This is a genomic window from Pseudomonas sp. B21-041 (genome assembly GCF_024748675.1).
GTDB classification, from domain to species: domain Bacteria; phylum Pseudomonadota; class Gammaproteobacteria; order Pseudomonadales; family Pseudomonadaceae; genus Aquipseudomonas; species Aquipseudomonas neuropathica.
Map to the genome: position 1 here is coordinate 5,598,257 of NZ_CP087175.1, position 19,781 is coordinate 5,618,037.

16 protein-coding genes are annotated in these 19,781 nt (G+C 60.1%); 4 read left to right on the forward strand and 12 right to left on the reverse strand.

Annotated elements, in window-relative coordinates; all coding sequences use genetic code 11:
* Nucleotides 1–72 precede the first annotated feature (72 nt).
* The 12 genes from lipA to LOY43_RS24985 all read right to left on the reverse strand — a co-directional run bounded on the left by lipA (nucleotide 73) and on the right by LOY43_RS24985 (nucleotide 11,535).
* Entirely contained in the window at nucleotides 73–1,071 is a 999-nt protein-coding gene (gene lipA / locus LOY43_RS24930) for a lipoyl synthase (protein WP_167394918.1), read from the reverse strand.
* A 25-nt stretch (nucleotides 1,072–1,096) separates the two neighbouring features.
* A complete protein-coding gene (gene lipB, locus LOY43_RS24935) occupies nucleotides 1,097–1,744 on the reverse strand; it encodes a lipoyl(octanoyl) transferase LipB (RefSeq protein WP_258708863.1) in 648 nt (215 codons plus the stop codon).
* Nucleotides 1,744–2,019, reverse strand: a complete 276-nt coding sequence (locus tag LOY43_RS24940; protein ID WP_008087908.1) for a DUF493 domain-containing protein — start codon at nucleotides 2,017–2,019, stop codon at nucleotides 1,744–1,746. Before LOY43_RS24940 ends, lipB begins: the two co-directional genes overlap by 1 nt.
* A gap of 85 nt (nucleotides 2,020–2,104) precedes the next feature.
* Nucleotides 2,105–3,262: a D-alanyl-D-alanine carboxypeptidase family protein gene (locus LOY43_RS24945; RefSeq protein ID WP_038361911.1), complete on the reverse strand. Its 1,158-nt coding sequence runs from the start codon at nucleotides 3,260–3,262 to the stop codon at nucleotides 2,105–2,107.
* 187 nt (nucleotides 3,263–3,449) lie between these two features.
* Complete coding sequence (locus LOY43_RS24950) at nucleotides 3,450–4,460, reverse strand: septal ring lytic transglycosylase RlpA family protein (protein WP_095048776.1); 1,011 nt, start codon at nucleotides 4,458–4,460, stop codon at nucleotides 3,450–3,452.
* The gene (gene mltB / locus LOY43_RS24955) at nucleotides 4,460–5,470 is read right to left on the reverse strand and encodes a lytic murein transglycosylase B (RefSeq protein WP_007909597.1); all 1,011 of its coding nucleotides are present in this window, start codon (nucleotides 5,468–5,470) and stop codon (nucleotides 4,460–4,462) included. The genes LOY43_RS24950 and mltB overlap by 1 nt, the downstream gene beginning before the upstream one ends.
* Before the next feature lie 17 nt (nucleotides 5,471–5,487).
* Nucleotides 5,488–6,591 carry a rod shape-determining protein RodA gene (gene rodA, locus LOY43_RS24960; protein ID WP_095048844.1) on the reverse strand — a complete coding sequence of 368 codons (1,104 nt, stop codon included), beginning with the start codon at nucleotides 6,589–6,591 and terminating at the stop codon, nucleotides 5,488–5,490.
* Nucleotides 6,592–6,622: 31 nt separating this feature from the next.
* The gene (gene mrdA, locus LOY43_RS24965) at nucleotides 6,623–8,518 is read right to left on the reverse strand and encodes a penicillin-binding protein 2 (RefSeq protein ID WP_095048778.1); all 1,896 of its coding nucleotides are present in this window, start codon (nucleotides 8,516–8,518) and stop codon (nucleotides 6,623–6,625) included.
* Nucleotides 8,519–8,528: 10 nt separating this feature from the next.
* Entirely contained in the window at nucleotides 8,529–8,996 is a 468-nt protein-coding gene (rlmH, locus tag LOY43_RS24970) for a 23S rRNA (pseudouridine(1915)-N(3))-methyltransferase RlmH (protein ID WP_003185785.1), read from the reverse strand.
* Between the two features lie 9 nt (nucleotides 8,997–9,005).
* A complete protein-coding gene (rsfS, locus tag LOY43_RS24975) occupies nucleotides 9,006–9,500 on the reverse strand; it encodes a ribosome silencing factor (protein WP_016986117.1) in 495 nt (164 codons plus the stop codon).
* 72 nt (nucleotides 9,501–9,572) lie between these two features.
* Entirely contained in the window at nucleotides 9,573–10,295 is a 723-nt protein-coding gene (nadD, locus tag LOY43_RS24980) for a nicotinate-nucleotide adenylyltransferase (RefSeq protein ID WP_095048779.1), read from the reverse strand.
* Nucleotides 10,264–11,535, reverse strand: coding sequence for a glutamate-5-semialdehyde dehydrogenase (locus tag LOY43_RS24985; protein ID WP_220557044.1), 1,272 nt, complete (start codon nucleotides 11,533–11,535; stop codon nucleotides 10,264–10,266). Before LOY43_RS24985 ends, nadD begins: the two co-directional genes overlap by 32 nt.
* 177 nt (nucleotides 11,536–11,712) lie before the next feature.
* Between LOY43_RS24985 and LOY43_RS24990 the strand changes: the two genes are divergently transcribed.
* From LOY43_RS24990 to LOY43_RS25005, 4 genes are all read left to right on the forward strand, one after another.
* Nucleotides 11,713–12,408 carry a DNA-3-methyladenine glycosylase gene (locus LOY43_RS24990; RefSeq protein ID WP_258708864.1) on the forward strand — a complete coding sequence of 232 codons (696 nt, stop codon included), beginning with the start codon at nucleotides 11,713–11,715 and terminating at the stop codon, nucleotides 12,406–12,408.
* Nucleotides 12,409–12,534: 126 nt separating this feature from the next.
* The gene (locus LOY43_RS24995) at nucleotides 12,535–13,851 is read left to right on the forward strand and encodes a bifunctional DedA family/phosphatase PAP2 family protein (RefSeq protein ID WP_095048781.1); all 1,317 of its coding nucleotides are present in this window, start codon (nucleotides 12,535–12,537) and stop codon (nucleotides 13,849–13,851) included.
* Between the two features lie 351 nt (nucleotides 13,852–14,202).
* Complete coding sequence (locus LOY43_RS25000) at nucleotides 14,203–16,233, forward strand: hypothetical protein (RefSeq protein ID WP_258708865.1); 2,031 nt, start codon at nucleotides 14,203–14,205, stop codon at nucleotides 16,231–16,233.
* A gap of 49 nt (nucleotides 16,234–16,282) precedes the next feature.
* Entirely contained in the window at nucleotides 16,283–19,756 is a 3,474-nt protein-coding gene (locus LOY43_RS25005) for a calcium-binding protein (RefSeq protein ID WP_258708866.1), read from the forward strand.
* The last annotated feature ends 25 nt before the right edge of the window (nucleotides 19,757–19,781 follow it).

Below are 19,781 nucleotides of genomic sequence, written 5' to 3' on the forward strand. Positions count from 1 at the left end.
AATGTAAGACGGGCAAAAAAATGCCCGCCGGGCGTTAAAACCTCGGCGGGCATTTTTTCATTCAGCGCCGGATCAGGAACCCAGCAGCTCAGCCTTGACCAGCTTAGCTTGCTCATCGGCGTGATACGAAGAACGCACCAGCGGGCCCGAGGCAACGTTTTTGAAGCCCATCTTGTAACCTTCCTCGGCGAACCAGGCGAAGGTGTCCGGGTGCACAAAACGCTGCACCGGCAAGTGGCTGCGCGACGGCTGCAGATACTGACCGAGGGTCAGCATGTCGATGTCGTGTTCGCGCATACGCTTCATGACTTCGATGACTTCCTCGTCGGTCTCACCCAGACCCAGCATCAAGCCGGATTTGGTCGGAATATGCGGCATCATCTGCTTGAAGCGTTGCAGCAAGGTCAGCGACCACTGGTAATCCGAACCTGGGCGCGCTGCCTTGTAGAGGCGCGGCACGGTTTCCAGGTTGTGGTTGAACACATCCGGCGGCTCGGCCGCGGTGATTTCCAGCGCGACGTCCATGCGGCCACGGTAGTCCGGAACCAGGGTTTCCAGCTGCACGTTCGGCGACAGTTTGCGAATTTCGCGGATGCAGTCGGCAAAGTGCTGGGCACCGCCGTCACGCAGGTCGTCGCGGTCAACCGAGGTGATCACCACGTACTTGAGCTTGAGGTCGGCAATGGCGATGGCCAGGCTTTGCGGCTCATTGACGTCCAGTGGCTTCGGACGACCGTGGCCGACGTCGCAGAACGGGCAGCGACGGGTGCAGATGTCGCCCATGATCATGAAGGTCGCGGTGCCGCCGGAGAAGCACTCGCCAAGGTTCGGGCAGGATGCTTCTTCGCAGACGCTGTGCAGCTTGTGCTTGCGCAGCAGGCTCTTGATCCGGTCGACTTCCGGCGAAACCGGGATACGCACACGAATCCAGTCAGGTTTCTTCGGCAGTTCGGTGGTCGGAATGATCTTTACCGGGATGCGTGCAACCTTCTCGGCGCCGCGCAGCTTGACGCCGGCTTCTACCTTGGGACGCGGGGCCGGGCGCTCGGTCACGTCGAGCGTCGGGATCATGGTTTGCACTGCATCAGTAGTCATATCAGTCGATTCCGCCCGTCAGGGTCGTCTGCTCAGCATAGTCGAGGTGTTTGACGAGCTGCGCGCGCAGCCGGGCACTTACCTCGGCAAATTCAATCGATCCTGCGTGCTCGCTCAGCTGGGTCATCGCCAGCCCGGCATAGCCGCAGGGATTAATCCGTCGAAACGGTTCCAGGTTCATATCCACGTTCAGGGCCAGGCCATGAAAGGAACAACCGTGGCGAATCCGCAAACCCAGAGAAGCGATTTTCGCTCCATTGACGTACACGCCGGGAGCGTCTGGCTTGGCCGCCGCGGTCACGCCGTAGCTGGCCAGCAGTTCGATCAGGCAAAGCTCCATGCGGCTGACCAGATCACGCACGCCGAAACCCAGCTTGCGCACATCCAGTAACAGGTAAGCCACCAATTGGCCGGGGCCATGATAAGTCACCTGGCCGCCACGATCGACCTGCACCACCGGGATGTCTCCCGGCAGCAGCAAGTGTTCGGCCTTGCCAGCCTGGCCCTGAGTGAACACCGGCGGGTGTTCGACGAGCCAGATTTCGTCGGCGGCATCGCTGCCGCGTTCGTTGGTGAAGCACTGCATGGCATGCCAGACCGGCTCGTAAGCCATCTGGCCGAGTTCACGAAAGCCCAGCGTGCCCGGCATCACAACACCATGTGCACGAAGCCGGTCGCCCGCAGTTCGCTGTTGATGTTGTACAGCTGATCCTGATCGGTCGCGACGATGTGTAACTGAATGGTGGTGTATTTGCCGTTGCTGCTCGAACGCTCGTCGACACGCTCATCATTGATCTTCGCGAATTTCTTCACGATTTCGATGATCTTGTCTTTGTGGCCAACCCCCGTGTCGCTGATCACCTTAACCGGATAATCAACCTGGGGAAATTCGATCTTTGGCGCCTTTACTTCAGTATCGGTCATGGCGTAACGGCCTCTTGAGCGCAAGCCGTGATAACGCGCATGGCCCCGCACCAGATCGGGGCGGGGCCATGCAGGTCAACACAAATCAGTTGAACAAGCCGTAGAAGAATAGACGGATGCTATCCCACATGCGGCGGAAGATACCACCCTCCTCGACGCCATCCAGAGCGATCAGGTCAGCGCTGTGCACGACCTTGTCTTCCAGTTTGACTTCGACTTTACCGATCACGTCGCCCTTGGCGATTGGCGCGGTCAGTTGCGGGTTCATGGTCATGCTCGCAGCAAGCTTCTTCAGCTGGCCTTTTGGCAGGGTCATGGTCAGGTCTTCAGCCAGGCCGGCCTTGACTTGATTGGTGGTGCCTTTCCACACCGGGGCCTGAGCCAATTCGGTGCCCTTCTGATAGAAGGTCTGGGTTTCGAAGAAGCGGAAGCCGTAAGTCAGCAGCTTCTGGGTCTCAGCGGCGCGAGCCACTTCGCTGTTGGTGCCGAACACCACGGCGATCAGACGCTGGCCGTCACGTACAGCCGAGGACACCATGCAGTAGCCGGCTTCGTCGGTGTGACCGGTTTTCAGACCGTCAACGGTCTTGTCGCGCCACAGCAGCAGGTTGCGGTTAGGCTGCTTGATGCCATTCCAGAAGAACTCTTTCTGCGAGTAGATCGCGTAGTGAGCCGGGTCTTCGTGGATGATCGCACGGGCCAGGATCGCCATGTCGTGAGCCGACGAGTAATGCTCAGGGTTTGGCAGACCGGTCGGGTTCATGAAGTGGGAATTGGTCATGCCCAGATCAGTCACAGTCTTGTTCATCAGGTCGGCGAACGCGTCTTCGCTACCGGCGATGTGCTCGGACAGCGCCACGCTGGCGTCGTTGCCGGACTGGATGATGATGCCGTGCAGCAGGTCGCTGACAGTCACCTGCGAGCCGACTTTGATGAACATCCGCGAACCGCCGGTGCGCCAGGCGTTTTCGCTGACGGTCACCGGATCGTTTTCACCGATCTGGCCGCGACGGATTTCCAGGGTCGCGATGTAAGCGGTCATCAGCTTGGTCAGGCTGGCCGGTGGCAGACGCTGGTCGCCATTGTTCTCGACCAGCACGTTGCCGCTGCTGGCATCCATCAGAACGTAGGCTTTGGCAGCCAGTTGCGGTGGCGACGGCATCATCTCGGCCGCGAAGGCGGCTGGCGAGAGGAGCAGCGGGACTAGCAGACACAGGCGTTTGGCAAAGGTGGTGATGTTCATCCGTCTCTCGAAATCGCTAATGGAAACTGTCCTTGCGGACAAAATTTAATCAGATGACTTTCTAACGAGTCATCGCGTGTTGAGTTGCTCACTCCAGTCACCCTTGCCGGGCTTTTGTTCTTCGACGAGCCAACAACCTGGTTCACCCCCCGATACCGCAAGTGAACCGTCAATCAAGTTCTACGTATTACTCGGTGACCACACTTGGCGAACCAAGGTTGGCCAGGCGCACGCTGTTCTGCACCTGGGCAATTTCACCCGGCGAGCCGATCGGCCCCAGGCGAACCCGGTGCAGGGTCTGTTGATTGCGCACGATCGAGCTGATGAACACCGGAGCGCTCACCATCCCGCTGAGCTTCGACCTCAGCAGTTCTGCAGCGTCCGGGTTGGCGAACGCGCCCACCTGCAGATACTGGCCAGACGCTGGTGCAGAAGCGTTTTTTTTTGCACTCATCGGCACGGGGACGGTGTCGGAGGCATGTTGCTGCGGCGGTGGCGTCCATTGCTCGACGGTGCCGGCCGAGGCCGTGATCACCGGGGCGCTACTCTGCGCGACTTGCGGCTCGTTGAGCATCAAAGGCGCCGGACGGCCCTTGGCGGCCCACCACTGCTGAGGATCGATGCCTTCGACCTTGACCCGCGCGGTGCCGATTTCGGCATAACCGAGCTTCTTCGCCGCAGCATAGGACAGGTCGATGATACGGTCAGAATAGAACGGCCCACGGTCGTTGACCCGCAGGATCACGCTCTTGTTATTGTCCAGGTTGGTCACCCGAACGTAACTTGGCAGTGGCAATGTCTTGTGGGCGGCACTCATGCCGTACAGGTCGTAGACCTCGCCGTTGGCGGTGTTCTGACCGTGAAACTTGGTGCCGTACCAGGACGCCGTACCCGAAGCCACGTAGGTCTTCGATTCCTGCAGCGGGAAGTAGGTCTTGCCCAGCACCGTGTACGGGTTGGCCTTGTACGGACCGGTGTGCAGGGTCGGCGTGGCATCCGGGATACGCGATACGTCGACGTCCCACCACGGCGCGCCGTCTTTATGCGCACGGTTGATGTCCAGGCCCGGCTGGGCACGCACAGCGGTCGTGGTGGTTTTCTGAGTCGGCGAACGGCTGGTCGAGCAACTGGCGACCAGCACCGCCAACGCAGCGAATGCCACCAGCTTCAGGGGTTTATTGTTAGGCAATGCCCGCATTACTTGACGCCCCGTGCTTGTACCAGCTGTTCAGACAGTTGATGTACGGCCATGGCGTACATCACGCTGCGGTTATAACGCGTGATCGCGTAGAAATTCTTCAGGCCCATCCAGTATTCAGGGCCGTTGTCGCCTTCGAGGCGAAATGCAGTAACCGGCATATCATCGCGCAGCGCATCATGACTTGACCAGCCCAGCACTCGCAACTCTCCAACCGTTTTCGTCGGTTCGATGCCGGTGGTCAGGCCTTCATCGACCTGTTCGCCACGGACATCGGCACGGCTGACCACCGGCTCACCCGCGACCCAGCCGTGACGTTTGAAATAACTGGCGACGCTGCCGATCGCATCATCCGGGTTGTTCCAGATATTGATGTGGCCGTCACCGTCGAAATCCACCGCGTAAGCGCGAAAGCTGCTCGGCATGAACTGCGGCAGGCCCATGGCCCCGGCGTACGAGCCTTTGAGGGTCAATGGATCGACCTGTTCCTCACGCGCCAGCAGCAGGAACTCACGCAGTTCCTTGCGGAAAAATTCGGCACGGGGAGGATAGTCGAAACCGAGCGTGGACAAGGCATCGATCACCCGGTAATTACCGGTATTACGTCCGAAAAAGGTTTCAACGCCAATGATCGACACGATGACTTGTGCCGGCACGCCGTATTCCTGCTCGGCACGGGCCAGCGTCGCCTCGTGCTGACGCCAGAAGTCCACACCGCGTGCAATGCGCGCATCGGTGATGAACATCGGACGGTATTCTTTCCACTGCTTGACCCGCTCGGCAGGCCTGGAAATGGCGTCGAGAATCGCCTGCTTGCGCTGAGCTTCGCGGAACACCGCCATCAGCTGCTCACCAGCAAAACCGTAGTCGCGGGTCATTTCACCGACGAACTCGGCCACCTGCGGCGACCCTTCGTATTCGCCGGCCAGCGCTTCCTGCACGCTACCCAGCAGGCCCATCAGGCCTACCAATGGCGCGCATCGAGTCGCCCAGCCACGCATAACTTGCATTGAACTCTTCACCTTATTCAAACCTGTGCGATCCACTTGCGATGGGTATGGATCGACATCAAAACCCCAAACGCTGACAGCAGCGTCACCAGCGAAGTTCCTCCGTAGCTAATGAACGGCAACGGCACCCCTACAACCGGCAACAGGCCACTGACCATACCGATGTTGACGAAAACGTAAACAAAAAACGTCATAGTCAACGCGCCGGCGAGCAATTTGCCGAACAGCGTCTGGGCTTGAGCGGTAATCACCAGCCCCCGTCCAATCAGCAACAGATAGATCAGCAACAGCGCGCAGATACCGACCAGACCGAACTCTTCGCCGAGTACGGCAATGATGAAGTCGGTGTGGCTTTCCGGGAGGAAGTCCAAGTGCGACTGGGTGCCGAGCAGCCAGCCCTTGCCGAACACGCCGCCGGAACCAATCGCCGCTTTCGACTGAATGATGTTCCAGCCGGTGCCGAGCGGATCGCTTTCCGGGTCGAGGAAGGTCAGGATTCGCTGCTTCTGGTAGTCGTGCATGATGAAAAACCACATTGCCACCGACACCGGGATCGCCGCCGCCAGCACGCTGAGAATCCAGCGCCAGCGCAGCCCGCCCATGAACAGTACGAACGCGCCACCGGCAAGGATCAGCAGCGAAGTTCCCAGGTCAGGCTGGCGCACGATCAACACGAACGGCACGCCGATCAGCATCAGACTGATGCCGACATGCTTGAGTTGCGGCGGCAGCGTGCGCTTGGACAGATACCAGGCGATGGTCGCCGGCATCAGGATCTTCATGAACTCCGAAGGCTGGAAGCGGATCACCCCGGGGATATTGATCCAGCGTGTCGCGCCCATGGCGTTGTGCCCCATGATGTCCACCACCAACAGCAGCACCACGCCGATCACATAGCCGAGCGGCACCCAACGCGCCATGAAACGCGGCTCGAACTGGGCGATGATGATCATCGACACCAGACCGATGCCGAATGAAGTGGCCTGCTTGGCCAGCAGATCCCAGCTTTTGCCACTGGCCGAATACAGCACGAACAGGCTGCCGGCGGCGAGTATCAGCAGCAGGATCAACAACGGGCCATCGATATGCAGTCTTTGCAGCAACGTCGCGCGGCGACGCATCACATCCTCACTGGAGAGCATGCGATCAAAGTTATTCATCACGGGCCGTAGCCTCCGCACTGATTGGGCTGGCGTATTCGGCCTTCAAACGTCCGTCCTGATCGAGCAGCCAGGCATCCATGACCTGGCGCACCACAGGCGCGGCAACGCCGGAACCGGACTCACCGTTCTCGACCATCACCGAAACGACGATTTTCGGGTCATCGGCCGGAGCAAAACCGACGAACAGGGCGTGGTCGCGGTGGCGCTCCTGAACCTTGGAGCGGTCGTACTTCTCGCCCTGTTTGATCGCCACGACCTGCGCGGTACCCGACTTGCCGGCGATGCGGTATTGCGCGCCGATCGCCGCTTTGCGCGCGGTACCGCGGGCACCGTGCATTACCTGCTGCATGCCGTGGTTGACCTTGGTCCAGTCCGACGGATCACGCAGGATGATGTCCGGCATCGGATTCTCGTCCACCGGTTTCACCCCTTCGAGGGATTTGGCCAGGTGCGGACGGTTCCAAACGCCTTTGTTGGCCACCAGCGCGGTAGCCTGGGCCAGTTGCAGCGGGGTCGATTGCATATAGCCCTGGCCGATCCCGAGGATCAGGGTTTCGCCGGGGAACCACGCCTGCTTACGCGTCGCCCGCTTCCACTCGCGGGACGGCATCAGACCGGGGGATTCTTCGAACATGTCCAGCGAGACCTTCTGGCCGATGCCGAACTTGTTCATGTAGGCCGACAACCGATCGATACCGAGCTTGTGCGCCAGGTCATAGAAGTAGGTGTCGTTGGAACGCATGATCGCCGTGTCGAGGTCGACGAAGCCGTCACCGGTGCGGTTCCAGTTACGGTATTTGTGATCGTAGTTGGGCAGCATGTAGTAGCCCGGGTCGAATACCCGGCTCGACGCAGTCACTACACCGGAATCGAGGCCGGCAATCGCCACCGCCGGTTTGATCGTCGAGCCTGGCGGATACAGACCGCGCAACACGCGGTTGAACAGCGGCCGGTCAATGGAATCACGCAACTCGGCATAGGCCTTGAAGCTGATCCCGGTGACGAACAGGTTCGGGTCGAAGCTCGGCTGACTGACCATCGCCAGCACTTCGCCGGTCTTCGGATCGAGCGCAACTACCGCACCACGACGTCCGCCGAGTGCAGCCTCCGCGGCTTCCTGCAACTTGATGTCCAGGCTCAGAACAATGTCCTTGCCGGGAATCGGATCGGTGCGCTTGAGCACGCGCAAGACGCGGCCGCGGGCGTTGGTTTCGACTTCTTCGTAACCGACCTGACCGTGCAATTCCGGCTCGTAGAAACGCTCGATGCCGGTCTTGCCAATGTGGTGGGTGCCGCTGTAATTGACCGGATCGAGGGTCTTCAGCTCTTTCTCGTTGATCCGCCCCATGTAGCCGACCGAGTGCGCAAAGTGCGCGCCCTGCGGATAGTGACGAACCAGCTGCGCCACCACTTCTACGCCGGGCAGCCGGAACTGGTTCACCGCAATCCGGGCGATCTGCTCCTCGGTCAGCTCGAACAGGATCGGCACCGGCTCGAACGGTCGGCGCCCCTGACGCATGCGCTTCTCGAAGATCACCCGGTCTTCCGGCGTCAGCTCCAGCACTTCGACGATGACGTCGAGCACCTGCTGCCAGTCGCCGGAGCGCTCGCGGGTCATGCTCAGGCTGAAGCTTGGACGGTTGTCCGCCACCACCACGCCGTTGCGGTCGAAAATCAACCCACGGGTTGGTGGAATTGGCTGCACATGGACACGGTTGTTTTCCGAGAGCGTCGAGTGGTACTCGTACTGGATCACCTGCAAGTAATACAGCCGCGCGATCAACACGCCGATCAGCAGCATGATCGCAATGGCCCCGAACACGACGCGGCTACGCACCAGGCGTGCGTCCTTTTCGTGGTCCTTGATGCGGATCGGCTGAGACATGAGGGCTGGATTACTTGTGGTAAGGGTGACCGGACAGCACGGTCCAGGCACGATACAACTGTTCGCCGATCAGGATCCGCACCAACGGGTGCGGCAACGTCAGCGGCGACAACGACCAGCGCTGATCGGCACGGGCGCAGACTTCAGGCGCCAGCCCTTCCGGGCCACCGACCATGAAATTGACCGTGCGCGAATCCAGCCGCCAACGGTCGAGTTCGACCGCCAGCTGCTCGGTACTCCAGGGTTTGCCGTGGACTTCCAGCGTGACGATCCGCTCGTTCGGCCCGACCTTGGCCAGCATGGCTTCGCCTTCCTGGCGGATGAATCGGGCCACGTCGGCATTCTTGCCACGGGTATTGAGCGGTATTTCCACCAGTTCCAGCGCCAGCTCGGACGGAAGACGCTTGGCATATTCATGCCAGCCTTCTTCCACCCACTTGGGCATGCGTGAACCGACGGCGATCAGGCGCAGTCGCACAGCAATCCCTTACAGCTGGTCTTTGTTGAGCTTGGTGAAATGCTCGTGGGTGTTTTCCGGGCTGTGGTGCTTGGCATCGGCCGCACGGCTCTGCTCGGCACCGGCCCACAGGCGTTCCAGGTCGTAGAACTGACGTGCCGAGGCGGTCATCATGTGCACGATCACCAGGTCCAGGTCGAGCAGCACCCAGTCACTGTCGCCCTTGCCTTCTTCGCCCAGCGGCTTGGCGCCCTGCTTTTTGACTTCTTCGCGAACCTTGTCGAGCATCGCGTTGATCTGGCGGTTGGAAGTACCGGTGGCGATGATCATGTAGTCAGTGATGCTCTGCTTGTCGCGAACATCGATGATCTGGATGTCTTGTGCCTTGACGTCTTCCAGGGCAGCCACGGCCAGCTTGACCAGCTCGTCGCCTTTCAGCGGCTCATTGGTGTTGACCGGCTCTGGCAGCGGGGCGCTCTTGAATGTGCCTTTGCGCTTTACTTTGGTTTGGTCTTTGTCAGTCATATAAAACTCGTTTTGCTCGTATATTCGGCGGCTTGGCGACACGTGGATTCGTATCAGTGAAGCACGCCTTGTTCAGTTCGACGCACGGTACAGACCGTGCGCATCGATGTAGGCCAGGACCGCGTCGGGCACCAGGAAACGTACCGACTTACCGCTGGCCAGCAGTTGACGGATCTGGGTGGCGGAAACCGCGAGCGGTGTCTGCCAGACGAATGCAATCTGTCCGCTCGGCCCTTTCAGGGCCAGCGGGTCGCTCACCGAACGCGCTGCCAGCAGGTTGCGCAAGGCATCCGGCGGTTCGCTGTCGGCGTCCGGGCGCTGTAGCACCAGGATATGGCAATGCTGGAGCAACTCTTCCCAGCGGTGCCAAGTGGGCAGGCCGCAAAATGCGTCCCAGCCCAAAAGCAGAAAAACCTGGGTCTCGGCGGGCATTTCCGCGCGCATCGACTCCAGGGTATCAATGGTCCAAGACGGTTTGTCCCGCTGCAATTCGCGGGCGTCCACCACCAGCGGCGGCAATCCGGCCACCGCACATTCGACCATCGCCAGCCGATCCTGCGCCGACACCTGCGGCGTACCGCGATGAGGCGGCCGCGCGTTCGGCATCAGGCGCAACTCATCGAGCGCCAGCGCTTCGGCGACTTCCAGCCCACCGCGCAAATGGCCGATGTGCACCGGGTCGAACGTGCCGCCCAGGACGCCAATGCGCCGGGGGCGGTACTCGTTGCCGGCTTGCGGCGCTGTCAGGTCGAGGTCGGTCAAGTCAGACCGTCGCCTGGCCGCGCAACTGGCCATCACCGACCACGACGTACTTCTCGCAGGTCAGTCCTTCGAGACCCACCGGGCCGCGGGCGTGCAGCTTATCAGTAGAAATACCGATCTCGGCACCCAATCCGTATTCAAATCCATCGGCAAAGCACGTCGGCGTGTTGATCATCACCGACGCCGAGTCGACTTCCGCCACAAAACGACGGGTGTCAGCGAGGTTTTCGCTGACGATCGAGTCGGTGTGATGGGAGCCGTAATGGTTGATGTGTTCGATCGCCTGATCCAGACCGTCGACCACGCGAATCGACAGGATCGGCGCCAGATACTCGGTGCTCCAGTCGTCTTCGCTGGCAGCAACGGCTTCGATGATCGCCCGCGTACGTTCGCAACCACGCAGTTCGACGCCTTTTTCGCGGAACTGGGCGGCCATCGACGGCAGGAAATCCTTAGCAACAGTTTGATCGACCAGCAAGGTCTCCATCGCACCGCAAATACCGTAGCGATAAGTCTTGGCATTGAACGCGATGCGCTGGGCCTTGGGCAGATCGGCGTGGGCACTGACGTAAACGTGGCAGATACCGTCCAGATGCTTGATCACTGGTACGCGGGCATCACGGCTGATACGTTCGATCAGGCCACGGCCACCGCGCGGCACGATCACGTCGACGTACTCGGGCATGGTGATCATCGCGCCAACAGCGGCACGGTCAGTGGTTTCGACCACTTGCACCACAGCGGCAGGCAATTCGGCCTCGGCCAGACCGCGCTGAATGCATGCGGCAATCGCACGGTTGGAATGAATCGCTTCAGAGCCACCGCGCAGAATGGTCGCATTGCCGGACTTCAGGCACAGGCTGGCAGCATCGATGGTCACGTTGGGACGGGATTCGTAGATGATCCCGATCACGCCCAACGGCACGCGCATCTTGCCGACCTGAATGCCCGACGGACGGAAGCTCATGTCGCGGATCGCACCGACCGGATCCGGCAGTGCAGCGACCTGACGCAAACCGACGATCATGCCGTCGATGCGCGCCGGGGTCAGTTCCAGACGCTCCAGCAGTGCCGGTTCCAGACCATTGGCGCGACCGGCGGCCAGATCCTGCTCATTGGCGGCGGCAAGCTCGGCGCGCGCGGCGTCCAAGGCATTGGCAGCAGCCTGCAAGGCGCGGTTTTTCTGCGCGGTGCTGGCACGGCCGATGACCCGGGAGGCTTCGCGGGCGGCGCGACCCAATCGGGTCATGTAGTCAAGAACGGACTCAGTCATGGTCTGCTGGGGTCTTGGCAAAGAGGAAAGCGGCAGATTATAGCTGCCGCGTCCCGGGACTAACAGCGGTGACGGGCGGATGGTCGAAATGAACGCGGATTCGCCGGCGTTCAGGCCCAATTAAGCCGCGCGTTGTTATCATCACGACCTCCTGAGCCTGGATAAACATTGCCTGCCATGTCCAACCTGACCGTTCGCAACCGCGTCGAACGCCTGCCGCTAGGGCTGCCGGACGCCTTTTTCGACCGTGATGCGCAAGTGCTGGCGCAGGATCTGCTCGGCAAAGTCATTCGTCACCGGGTCGGCGATCTGTGGCTGAGCGCGCGAATCATCGAAACCGAAGCCTATTACTGCGCAGAAAAAGGCAGCCACGCCTCGTTGGGCTACACAGAAAAGCGTAAGGCTTTGTTTCTGGATGGCGGCCACATCTATATGTATTACGCCCGTGGCGGTGATTCGCTGAACTTCAGCGCACAAGGTCCGGGCAATGCGGTACTGATCAAATCCGCCTATCCGTGGGTCGATGAAATCAGCGGTCCGGCGAGTCTGGCGCAGATGCTGCTGAACAATCCCGACGCGCAGGGACGTGCGCGGCCTTCGCAAAAGCTTTGCGCCGGGCAAACCCTGCTGTGCAAAGCGCTGGGGCTGAAGGTCCCGATGTGGGACGCCAAGCGTTTCGATCATGAAGTCCTTCTGGTAGAAGACACCGGGGCGGCACCTTCGCACATTATCCAGACAACACGCCTGGGTATCCCCCTCGGCCGGGACGAACAATTGATGTACCGCTTCGTCGATGCGACTTACGCGCAATGGTGCACGCGGAACCCGCTGCGACGGGGTCAGGTCGAAGGCCGAGATTATTTTCTGCTGTAAACACACACTCATGTAGGAGCTGCCGAAGGCTGCGATCTTTTGATCTTGCTTTCAGGATCAAGATCAAAAGATCGCAGCCTTCGGTAGCTCCTACAGAAGGCCATTAATGATTTGGAGTTTTTCTGTATGGGCCCATGGCTCGATAGCGTGACCGGGTGGCTGGCCGCCAATCCACAATGGCTGGCGGCTGCAGTTTTCATTGTGGCCTTTGTGGAATGCCTGGCGATTGCCGGTTTGATCGTGCCGGGCACCGTGCTGCTGTTTGCCGTCGCCGTGCTGGCCGGCAGCGGCGCCCTGTCACTGAGCGAGACCTTGTTACTGGGCTTCCTTGGCGGGATTCTCGGCGATGCCGTTTCGTACTTCCTCGGTCGCCATTTCCACCAGAACATTCGGCGCCTGCCGGGGCTACGGCATCATCCGGAATGGATGGCCGGCGCCGAGTCGTATTTCCAGCGCTACGGCATTGCCAGTCTGCTGGTCGGCCGCTTCATCGGGCCATTGCGACCGATGCTGCCCATGGTCGCCGGCATGTGCGACATGCCCTTCCCGCGTTTTGCCGCTGTCAGCCTGCTGGCGGCCGCCGGCTGGAGTCTCGCCTATCTGCTGCCGGGCTGGGCCACCGGCGCGGCCTTCCGTCTGCCATTGCCTGAAGGGTTCTGGCTGGAGGCCGGCATTGTCGCTGGCAGCATCGCCGCAATGGTCGGCCTCAGCGTGAACAGCAGCCTGCGTCGCCACCGTCGCGCGACCATCTGGATCAGCAGCATGAGCCTGTTGATTCTGATTGGCCTGTTCATCGGCTATCCGTACCTGACAGCACTCGATCAAGGGGTGATGACGCTGGTGCAGGAACATCGCCAGCCAATGCTGGATGAAATTGCGGTCACACTGACCCTGATCGGTGAGTTCCGCAACATGCTGCTGTTCAGCGTCCTGCTGACCGGCCTGTTGCTGCTGTGCCGGCAATGGCGCCATGCGATCTTCGTTGGCGGTACGCTGCTGGTGACCGCATTGGCCAACACCGGGACCAAATACTTCTTCGCCCGGGTGCGTCCGGAAGTGCTGACCGACCCACTGACCACTTACAGCATGCCCAGTGGCCATGCCTCAGGTTCGTTTGCACTGTTTCTGACCCTGGCGGTACTCGCCGGCCGTGGCCAGCCGCCACGCATGCGCCTGACCTGGTTGCTGATCGCCTGTATTCCGGCCCTTTCCATCGCCCTGTCGCGGGTCTATCTGGGCGCTCATTGGCCAACCGACGTGCTGGCCGGCGCCATGCTCGCCGCCTGTGTCTGCGCTGCCGCCCTGTGGCTGAGCCAGCGTAAAACCCCACTCAATCCTATGCCGTTCAAGATCTGGTGGTTGATCCTGCCGGCAATGTTGGCGCTGTTCGGGTTTTTCGTCCTGCGGCACTTGCCTCATACCTTGTTGCGTTACGCCTATTGAATCTGGCGATACACAAGCCTTAATCCTTCTGCGCTGCTCTTTTAGGAATTCTCCGACAAGAGCAGCGCTGTTCTCTTATTCAAACTTACTCGCCCACGGTAAAAATCCTTATTTACCAAACCGCAACTTCGCACACTTCAAACTAAAAACAACCGAAGTTACATATCAATTACGAACCCTCACGCCAGCGCCTTCCATAACTTGAAAAACCAGTTAGATTAAATCCACATATTTGAAACCCTTAGGCATATTCTCACCCATTAAAGTGAGACCGCCTGCACTTGCCTGCCCAACAATCAATTCAACTGACGAAGCGAGGGTTTCAATACATCAACTGATTTCGAGTACGCCATGAGTCCAAAGACACCGCGCAAACCACCCCAGAGCTCAACGCAACAACCTGAAGCGAGCACATTCCCGCCCCTGCGTACCGACACACCGTTCACTCCAGGTGGCCCTTCGATTTTCCGGTTACCGGGTTTGCCGAGTGGCCAGTATCCCGTTCACACCGCTGGCGGCTGGCCGGTCGCGGATGCAACCCCGCCTGCCGTGGTCATCCAACCGATGCAGGCGACGAACCCTGCCCGCCTCGCAAGCGATAATTCCCCCGACACCTACTGGCTGCGTGACGACTTCCTGCGTGGAATGAAACCGGCGGAGGATGACGGTTTTCGCTGGATCGTCGGACGACAGTTTGTCGACGTCGAATATGAAGGCGACTTGCGCACCACCCATGTTGGCCAGGATGCCGATGGGGTTTATCGCTGCAAGATGGTCACCGAGCGGTCCGCGTCCGGACCGGCGCTGTACCGGAATGAAGGCCGGTTGACCTGGCGCCTGACGGAGCATCCGGCACCCGCCATGGCCTCGACAAAACGACCTGCGCCGCTACCGGGCGATCAACCGGGGATCGACCCCGTCGCGAAACGGCCTCGACCCGCCCACCTCGATTCGAATCTGTACAAGGCATCGCTGCGTTCACCGGGTGCCCAAGGCTATTACGAACTGGCCCCTGCATTCGGGGCGAACAACGTGATCACGCAATTTGCCTTTATGGACGCTTTTGGTCACTGGATCCCGGTCGATCCGCCCGCAGGCGGATTCGGTGCCGAGCCCACGCTCTTGAAGCATTGGACAGACCATGAGATCTGGCAGGTGTACGACATCCATGGCCAGGATCTCGTGCGTTTTCGCACCGAAGCCCAAGCCAGCGGCAAGAGTCCGCAATGGGCGATTCCCAAAGTCACGAACCCGCACCGCGACTTGCTGCGCGACACCCTGCGCTGGCTGCACCCAAGCATGAATCCTGCACAGCGCGAAGCATTTCTGCAGTCCTATAACCTGCTGCCCAGCCAACTGGCCCGCTTGCAACAGGACCTGAAGACCGAACTGCAAATGCCGCAATGGGCGCAGGCACACAAACACCTGATCGACGACCTCGACCATCCGCAGCGTCTCGAGCAACTGAGCCGCGAGGCTGTCGAGGAACTTAACCTCAAGCGTGATGCCCGGCATGACTGGTACAGCCCGGAAACCAGTATGACCGCGCCGGTGCGCGAAGCGCTGCTGGGCAAACTCGGCTATCTGCGCAACAAGAACAATTGCCTGTACCGCACCGACGTGCCGGCGCTGTTCCGTGGCGATGAACGCACACCGTTCGAGCTCGCCAATGACGGCTTCATGCTACCGCGATACCAGCACAAACCGGGCGCCACCACGCATAAGCCGATGAGCGCAACCTTCAGCCTCAAAGAAGGCCTGATGTACGCAAGGGAGCCTGACCCCGAGTACTTGCGGTTCAACAGCCAGACGAGCAAATACCCGGGGCGGGATGCTGACGATAGCGCCTCGGGCAGCGATGTCAGTGATACCGAGAGCAGCTCATCGTCCGAATGGTCCGACGCCACAAGCCCGGTGCCGTGGGATCGCGATCGCCGCTATGAATCAACACGCACACGTCAGCGGGAAATGTTTCTGTATGTGCTCGACACCCGCGACCTGGAAGTGGTGCCTCATGAAGAAAACATGAGTTTCAATTCAGCGGCCCGCGACACACCCCCCACCTGGTTTCCCTCCGATGACTTCGAAGGGCTGATATCAGTCAGCCGCAGAGGACTGGATGCCGAGCGTATCTGGCTGCTGAATTCGGACCTGAGCAAAGCCGTGAGGGTCGATGACCTCAAGGAACAGGCAGGCGCGAACGCTGAGCGCATCGAAGCCGCCACCCATGCCGGACACGAGAACAAATTCGCCTACGACCAGTTGATCGACAACGCCGAAGCCGCCGGCAAACCTGTGCTCAGTCTGTCGGGCAACGGCGACGAATTCGCCTACGCCATCCACTGGCCCGAGTCGACAACGCCGGCGGCTCGACATCAATGACACACCGGTAGGGACACCGGTCATGCGTTTTCATTAAAGGATTAATGACATGTCAAAACTTATCGCTCCGCCACTTCAAATCGCCAATATCAGCGCCGTTCAGGTCAATCCCGTCAGCGCCTCGGCCAACCCCCATGCGCCGCCGGCGGGCACGCTCAACGCAGTGTTGCCAGACGACGCTGACGCCCCTTATCGACGCACACTCAAATCCCTCGACAAACATTTCGGCCCCTTGCGCATCGGCGAAATACTCACCAGCCGCGTAGAACTCCTGGCCTTGGGCGCGACCGTGCACGGCCAACCCATCAGCCCGGGGAATGCCGGCATGCAGCGCGTGGATCAACACTTTCTCGACGGACTCAATTTCGATGCAGACCGGGTGCAGGCGCGTCTGCTGTCCGTCGACAATCCGGACAGCAATGTAGCGGCGATGCTGTTTTATGAAATCGCCTGCAAGCGCTCAGTCGATGCCGGGGCGCTGTTCGTCGCCGATATAACCATTGCTACCGGCAGCGCGGTGGACCGCCTGAACCAGTTGGGCAAGGCTGCGCAAAAACTGGATATTCATCGCGCCGACGCACTGGAAAATGCCCCGGGCTGGATCAGCAAAAACAAAAGCTATTTGATGAGCGGCGCCGGGGTCGGCATGCAGGCGTTCGGCATCTACAGCGGCTACAAGGCGATGATTGATGCGATCAAGCACGGAGACACGCTGGAAGCGGTTTTCCAGGGTGGCTCGATCGCCGCCGAGTTCGGCTCGCTGATCATCGAACGCGGGCTGACCAAGACCGGTGAGGCCATGCTCAGAAACGGCGGCAACGCGCTGAAGTATTTCCCGCTGACCTCGGTGGGCAAATACATGAGCCGCGGTGCCGGGATGTTCGCCAGCGCCATCACCTTGCCCTTCGACATTCTCGATGCCATCAAGTCGTTCAATGCCGCCGCCGCAGCGCAGGGCAAAGAGGCCCAGGATCATTACGTCAGCGGCGGTCTTAGCGTCGCCGGGGCGAGTATCAGCCTGGTGCTGGGCGTCGCCGCACTGGCCGGGTTTGGCAGCGTCGCCGGGCCGGTCGGGCTGGTCGCCGCCGGACTGCTTATCGCCGCCTCGATGATCTACCAGGCCGCCCGAGTGGTGGACGACATCGATGACTACATCGAACTGACGCTTGAAGAACGCATGCGCTCCGGCTGGTTCGCCTTCACCAACAAGGAACTGGACCAGGACGTACTGGATCGCTTCAAGCTCGCCAAGGGCTATCGGGACCACCAGCGAAAACTGGAGTTGTCGGCCAAGGACATGCTGGAGAACGCCTACAAACACGCCATCGAACACGTGATCAACGGTGCCTTTCAGGTTGAATTGAAGCCCGTTGAAATCTGGCGCTACCAGTGGGACGAAAGCGCTGGCCAACAACCGTTCAAGCTCGACAACCAGGCCGTGGTTGTCGACGGCGATGACGTGATCGATGCCGGCAAAGGCCTGCCCGCCAACCTCAAAGGCAAAGTGTCGGGCAGTGCCGGTGACGACAAAGGCATTTTCTGGCGCTTGGGTGACGGCAATGACCGGGTTATCGGGGTCCGGGACAAGCCCAATCTGTTCACTTATCGCGCGGATCACAAGGCTCTGACCGGAGGCGACAGGGACGATGCGTTCTATCAGGAGATTACCGAGCAGCAATTGAACCTCATCAGCAAACCGGCCCACCTCAATGTGCTGGACGGCGGCGCAGGTGCCGACACCCTGGCCTTCGAAGGCAGCCGCCCGCTCAGCGACACCCGCCATATCGGTCACGACATCAACCTGCACAATGGCAGAGTGGCGCTGCGCGGTCTTGATCCTGAGGAAAATGCCGTTGACGTCGCGCAGCTCACGTCGATCGAAAACGTCTCGACCCTGCGCAGAGGCACCAGCCGAGTCAGCGGAAACGACGCGGCCAACCGGATTTCCGCCAATGGCTACGACCGCGTCAGCGCCGGCGCAGGCGATGACACGATTGCCGTCTACGGAGCGGACTGTCGGGTGGACGGCGGCAGCGGCGCAGATCGTTTTTACATCGCCAGCAGCAACACCCGCACGACCCTTAACGAGGACGCTGAAGCGTCGAGTCTGATCGAGTTCGGCTGGCCGGCGGAGGTCATCCAGCGTTGGCAGATCGTCGGCACTGCGCTGGTGATCAGCTCATTGCGCGGCAAGGATGGTAACGACCCGGAACATGTACTGACACTCGAAAATGTCTACCAATGGGTCGATGGCAAACGCCTGTTGAACAATGACCGATTCCGTTTCAAGACCGAGGATGGCTATGAGCTGCTGGTCCAGCTACCCCAGCAGCCAGATGAGGCGCTGCAGCAGGATATAACCCCCGTCGTTGTCGTCATCGGCCAACCCGCCGCTGCACCGCAAATCGTTAACGGCGGCATGATCGAGATCGCCGAACAGGGCTTGAAGCAGCACTTTGTTGCTCGCACCGAGCGTCCGGTGGAATTCGTTGCCCAGCGCAATACCGCCGAAACGTCCCGCACTGTTTATCTGGAATTCGACAACGCTGAAATCATCGATGTGCAGGTCAGTTATGAAGTGCAGGTGCGCAAAGGCGTCTCTGGCACGACCCACTTGTACTACACAGACTTCACCCTGACGGTCTCCCTGCCGTCGAAATTGGTTATGTTCAAAGGTGTGGTCCAGCCCATCGCGGCGGCCACCGGTTACAGCGGCAGAAACAGCCTGAAAGTCACCACCCCACGCCTGCAGCAGAACGTTGTGCTGGTTCTGCAGGACCAGGTTTCCTACCGCCTGCAAGTTCCCGCACTGGATTATGAAGACGATGTAAAAAACCCCGGCACCCGCGTACGCAGCACCCGAAGTTGCCTCAAGCAACGCAATGGCAACTATCGCTTTGTCAGACCATTGGCCAGCGTGAAACCGCTGATAACGGCAGAACCCAGTCGCATCACCATCGACACCGGTTCGCACACCGGCATCTATGTACTCGATGGCCAGAGTTCGACGTACGATGTCCATCTGGCCAGCAACACCATCATTCGCCTTTCGACGCCAGGCGCTGCAGCGAAAACCGCCGATGCATCGACCTGGACGCTGTACACCGACAAAATGGAAGAAACGGTCACCCGCGACGACATCCAGCTGGACGGCAATCGTCTGCACATCGCCAGCGTCACCGTCGAATTGCCCGATATCGAAGACGACATCCCGGTGGAATCCATCAGCGTGGCCACTTCGGCCGGCCATATTTATGAAGTGTCGCTGTTGTTTGAAGTGCTGCAGCTTTACGTCATTGATGCACGTGGCTACGCCGATGTCGAAGCTCTGTTGGCCGAGGTCAATGCCCATCAACAGCGAAACGAACTGGCAGCAAGGGTTCATGTAACCCACGTCGGAATCGACGCAGGAACGATCGGTACGGTGGTTTACAACGCAGTAAGGAAACACTGGGCGCTGGCCAGCGATCCACAGGTGCGAATCAACCAGCAAGACCTGGTCTTTTCCAACGACAAGACCTGACCCTCACCACGTGCCCGTCTGGATC

Bases quoted from the DNA above. Each gene is read 5' to 3' on its own strand.
- lipA (WP_167394918.1), bottom strand. From the start codon at position 1,071: ATGATCCCGACGCTCGACGTGACCGAGCGCCCGGCCCCGCGTCCCAAG.
- lipB (WP_258708863.1), bottom strand. From the start codon at position 1,744: ATGCCGGGCACGCTGGGCTTTCGTGAACTCGGCCAGATGGCTTACGAG.
- LOY43_RS24940 (WP_008087908.1), bottom strand. From the start codon at position 2,019: ATGACCGATACTGAAGTAAAGGCGCCAAAGATCGAATTTCCCCAGGTT.
- LOY43_RS24945 (WP_038361911.1), bottom strand. From the start codon at position 3,262: ATGAACATCACCACCTTTGCCAAACGCCTGTGTCTGCTAGTCCCGCTG.
- LOY43_RS24950 (WP_095048776.1), bottom strand. From the start codon at position 4,460: ATGCGGGCATTGCCTAACAATAAACCCCTGAAGCTGGTGGCATTCGCT.
- mltB (WP_007909597.1), bottom strand. From the start codon at position 5,470: ATGCAAGTTATGCGTGGCTGGGCGACTCGATGCGCGCCATTGGTAGGC.
- rodA (WP_095048844.1), bottom strand. From the start codon at position 6,591: ATGCGTCGCCGCGCGACGTTGCTGCAAAGACTGCATATCGATGGCCCG.
- mrdA (WP_095048778.1), bottom strand. From the start codon at position 8,518: ATGTCTCAGCCGATCCGCATCAAGGACCACGAAAAGGACGCACGCCTG.
- rsfS (WP_016986117.1), bottom strand. From the start codon at position 9,500: ATGACTGACAAAGACCAAACCAAAGTAAAGCGCAAAGGCACATTCAAG.
- nadD (WP_095048779.1), bottom strand. From the start codon at position 10,295: ATGGCCAGTTGCGCGGCCAGGCGACGGTCTGACTTGACCGACCTCGAC.
- LOY43_RS24985 (WP_220557044.1), bottom strand. From the start codon at position 11,535: ATGACTGAGTCCGTTCTTGACTACATGACCCGATTGGGTCGCGCCGCC.
- LOY43_RS24990 (WP_258708864.1), top strand. From the start codon at position 11,713: ATGTCCAACCTGACCGTTCGCAACCGCGTCGAACGCCTGCCGCTAGGG.
- LOY43_RS24995 (WP_095048781.1), top strand. From the start codon at position 12,535: ATGGGCCCATGGCTCGATAGCGTGACCGGGTGGCTGGCCGCCAATCCA.
- LOY43_RS25000 (WP_258708865.1), top strand. From the start codon at position 14,203: ATGAGTCCAAAGACACCGCGCAAACCACCCCAGAGCTCAACGCAACAA.
- LOY43_RS25005 (WP_258708866.1), top strand. From the start codon at position 16,283: ATGTCAAAACTTATCGCTCCGCCACTTCAAATCGCCAATATCAGCGCC.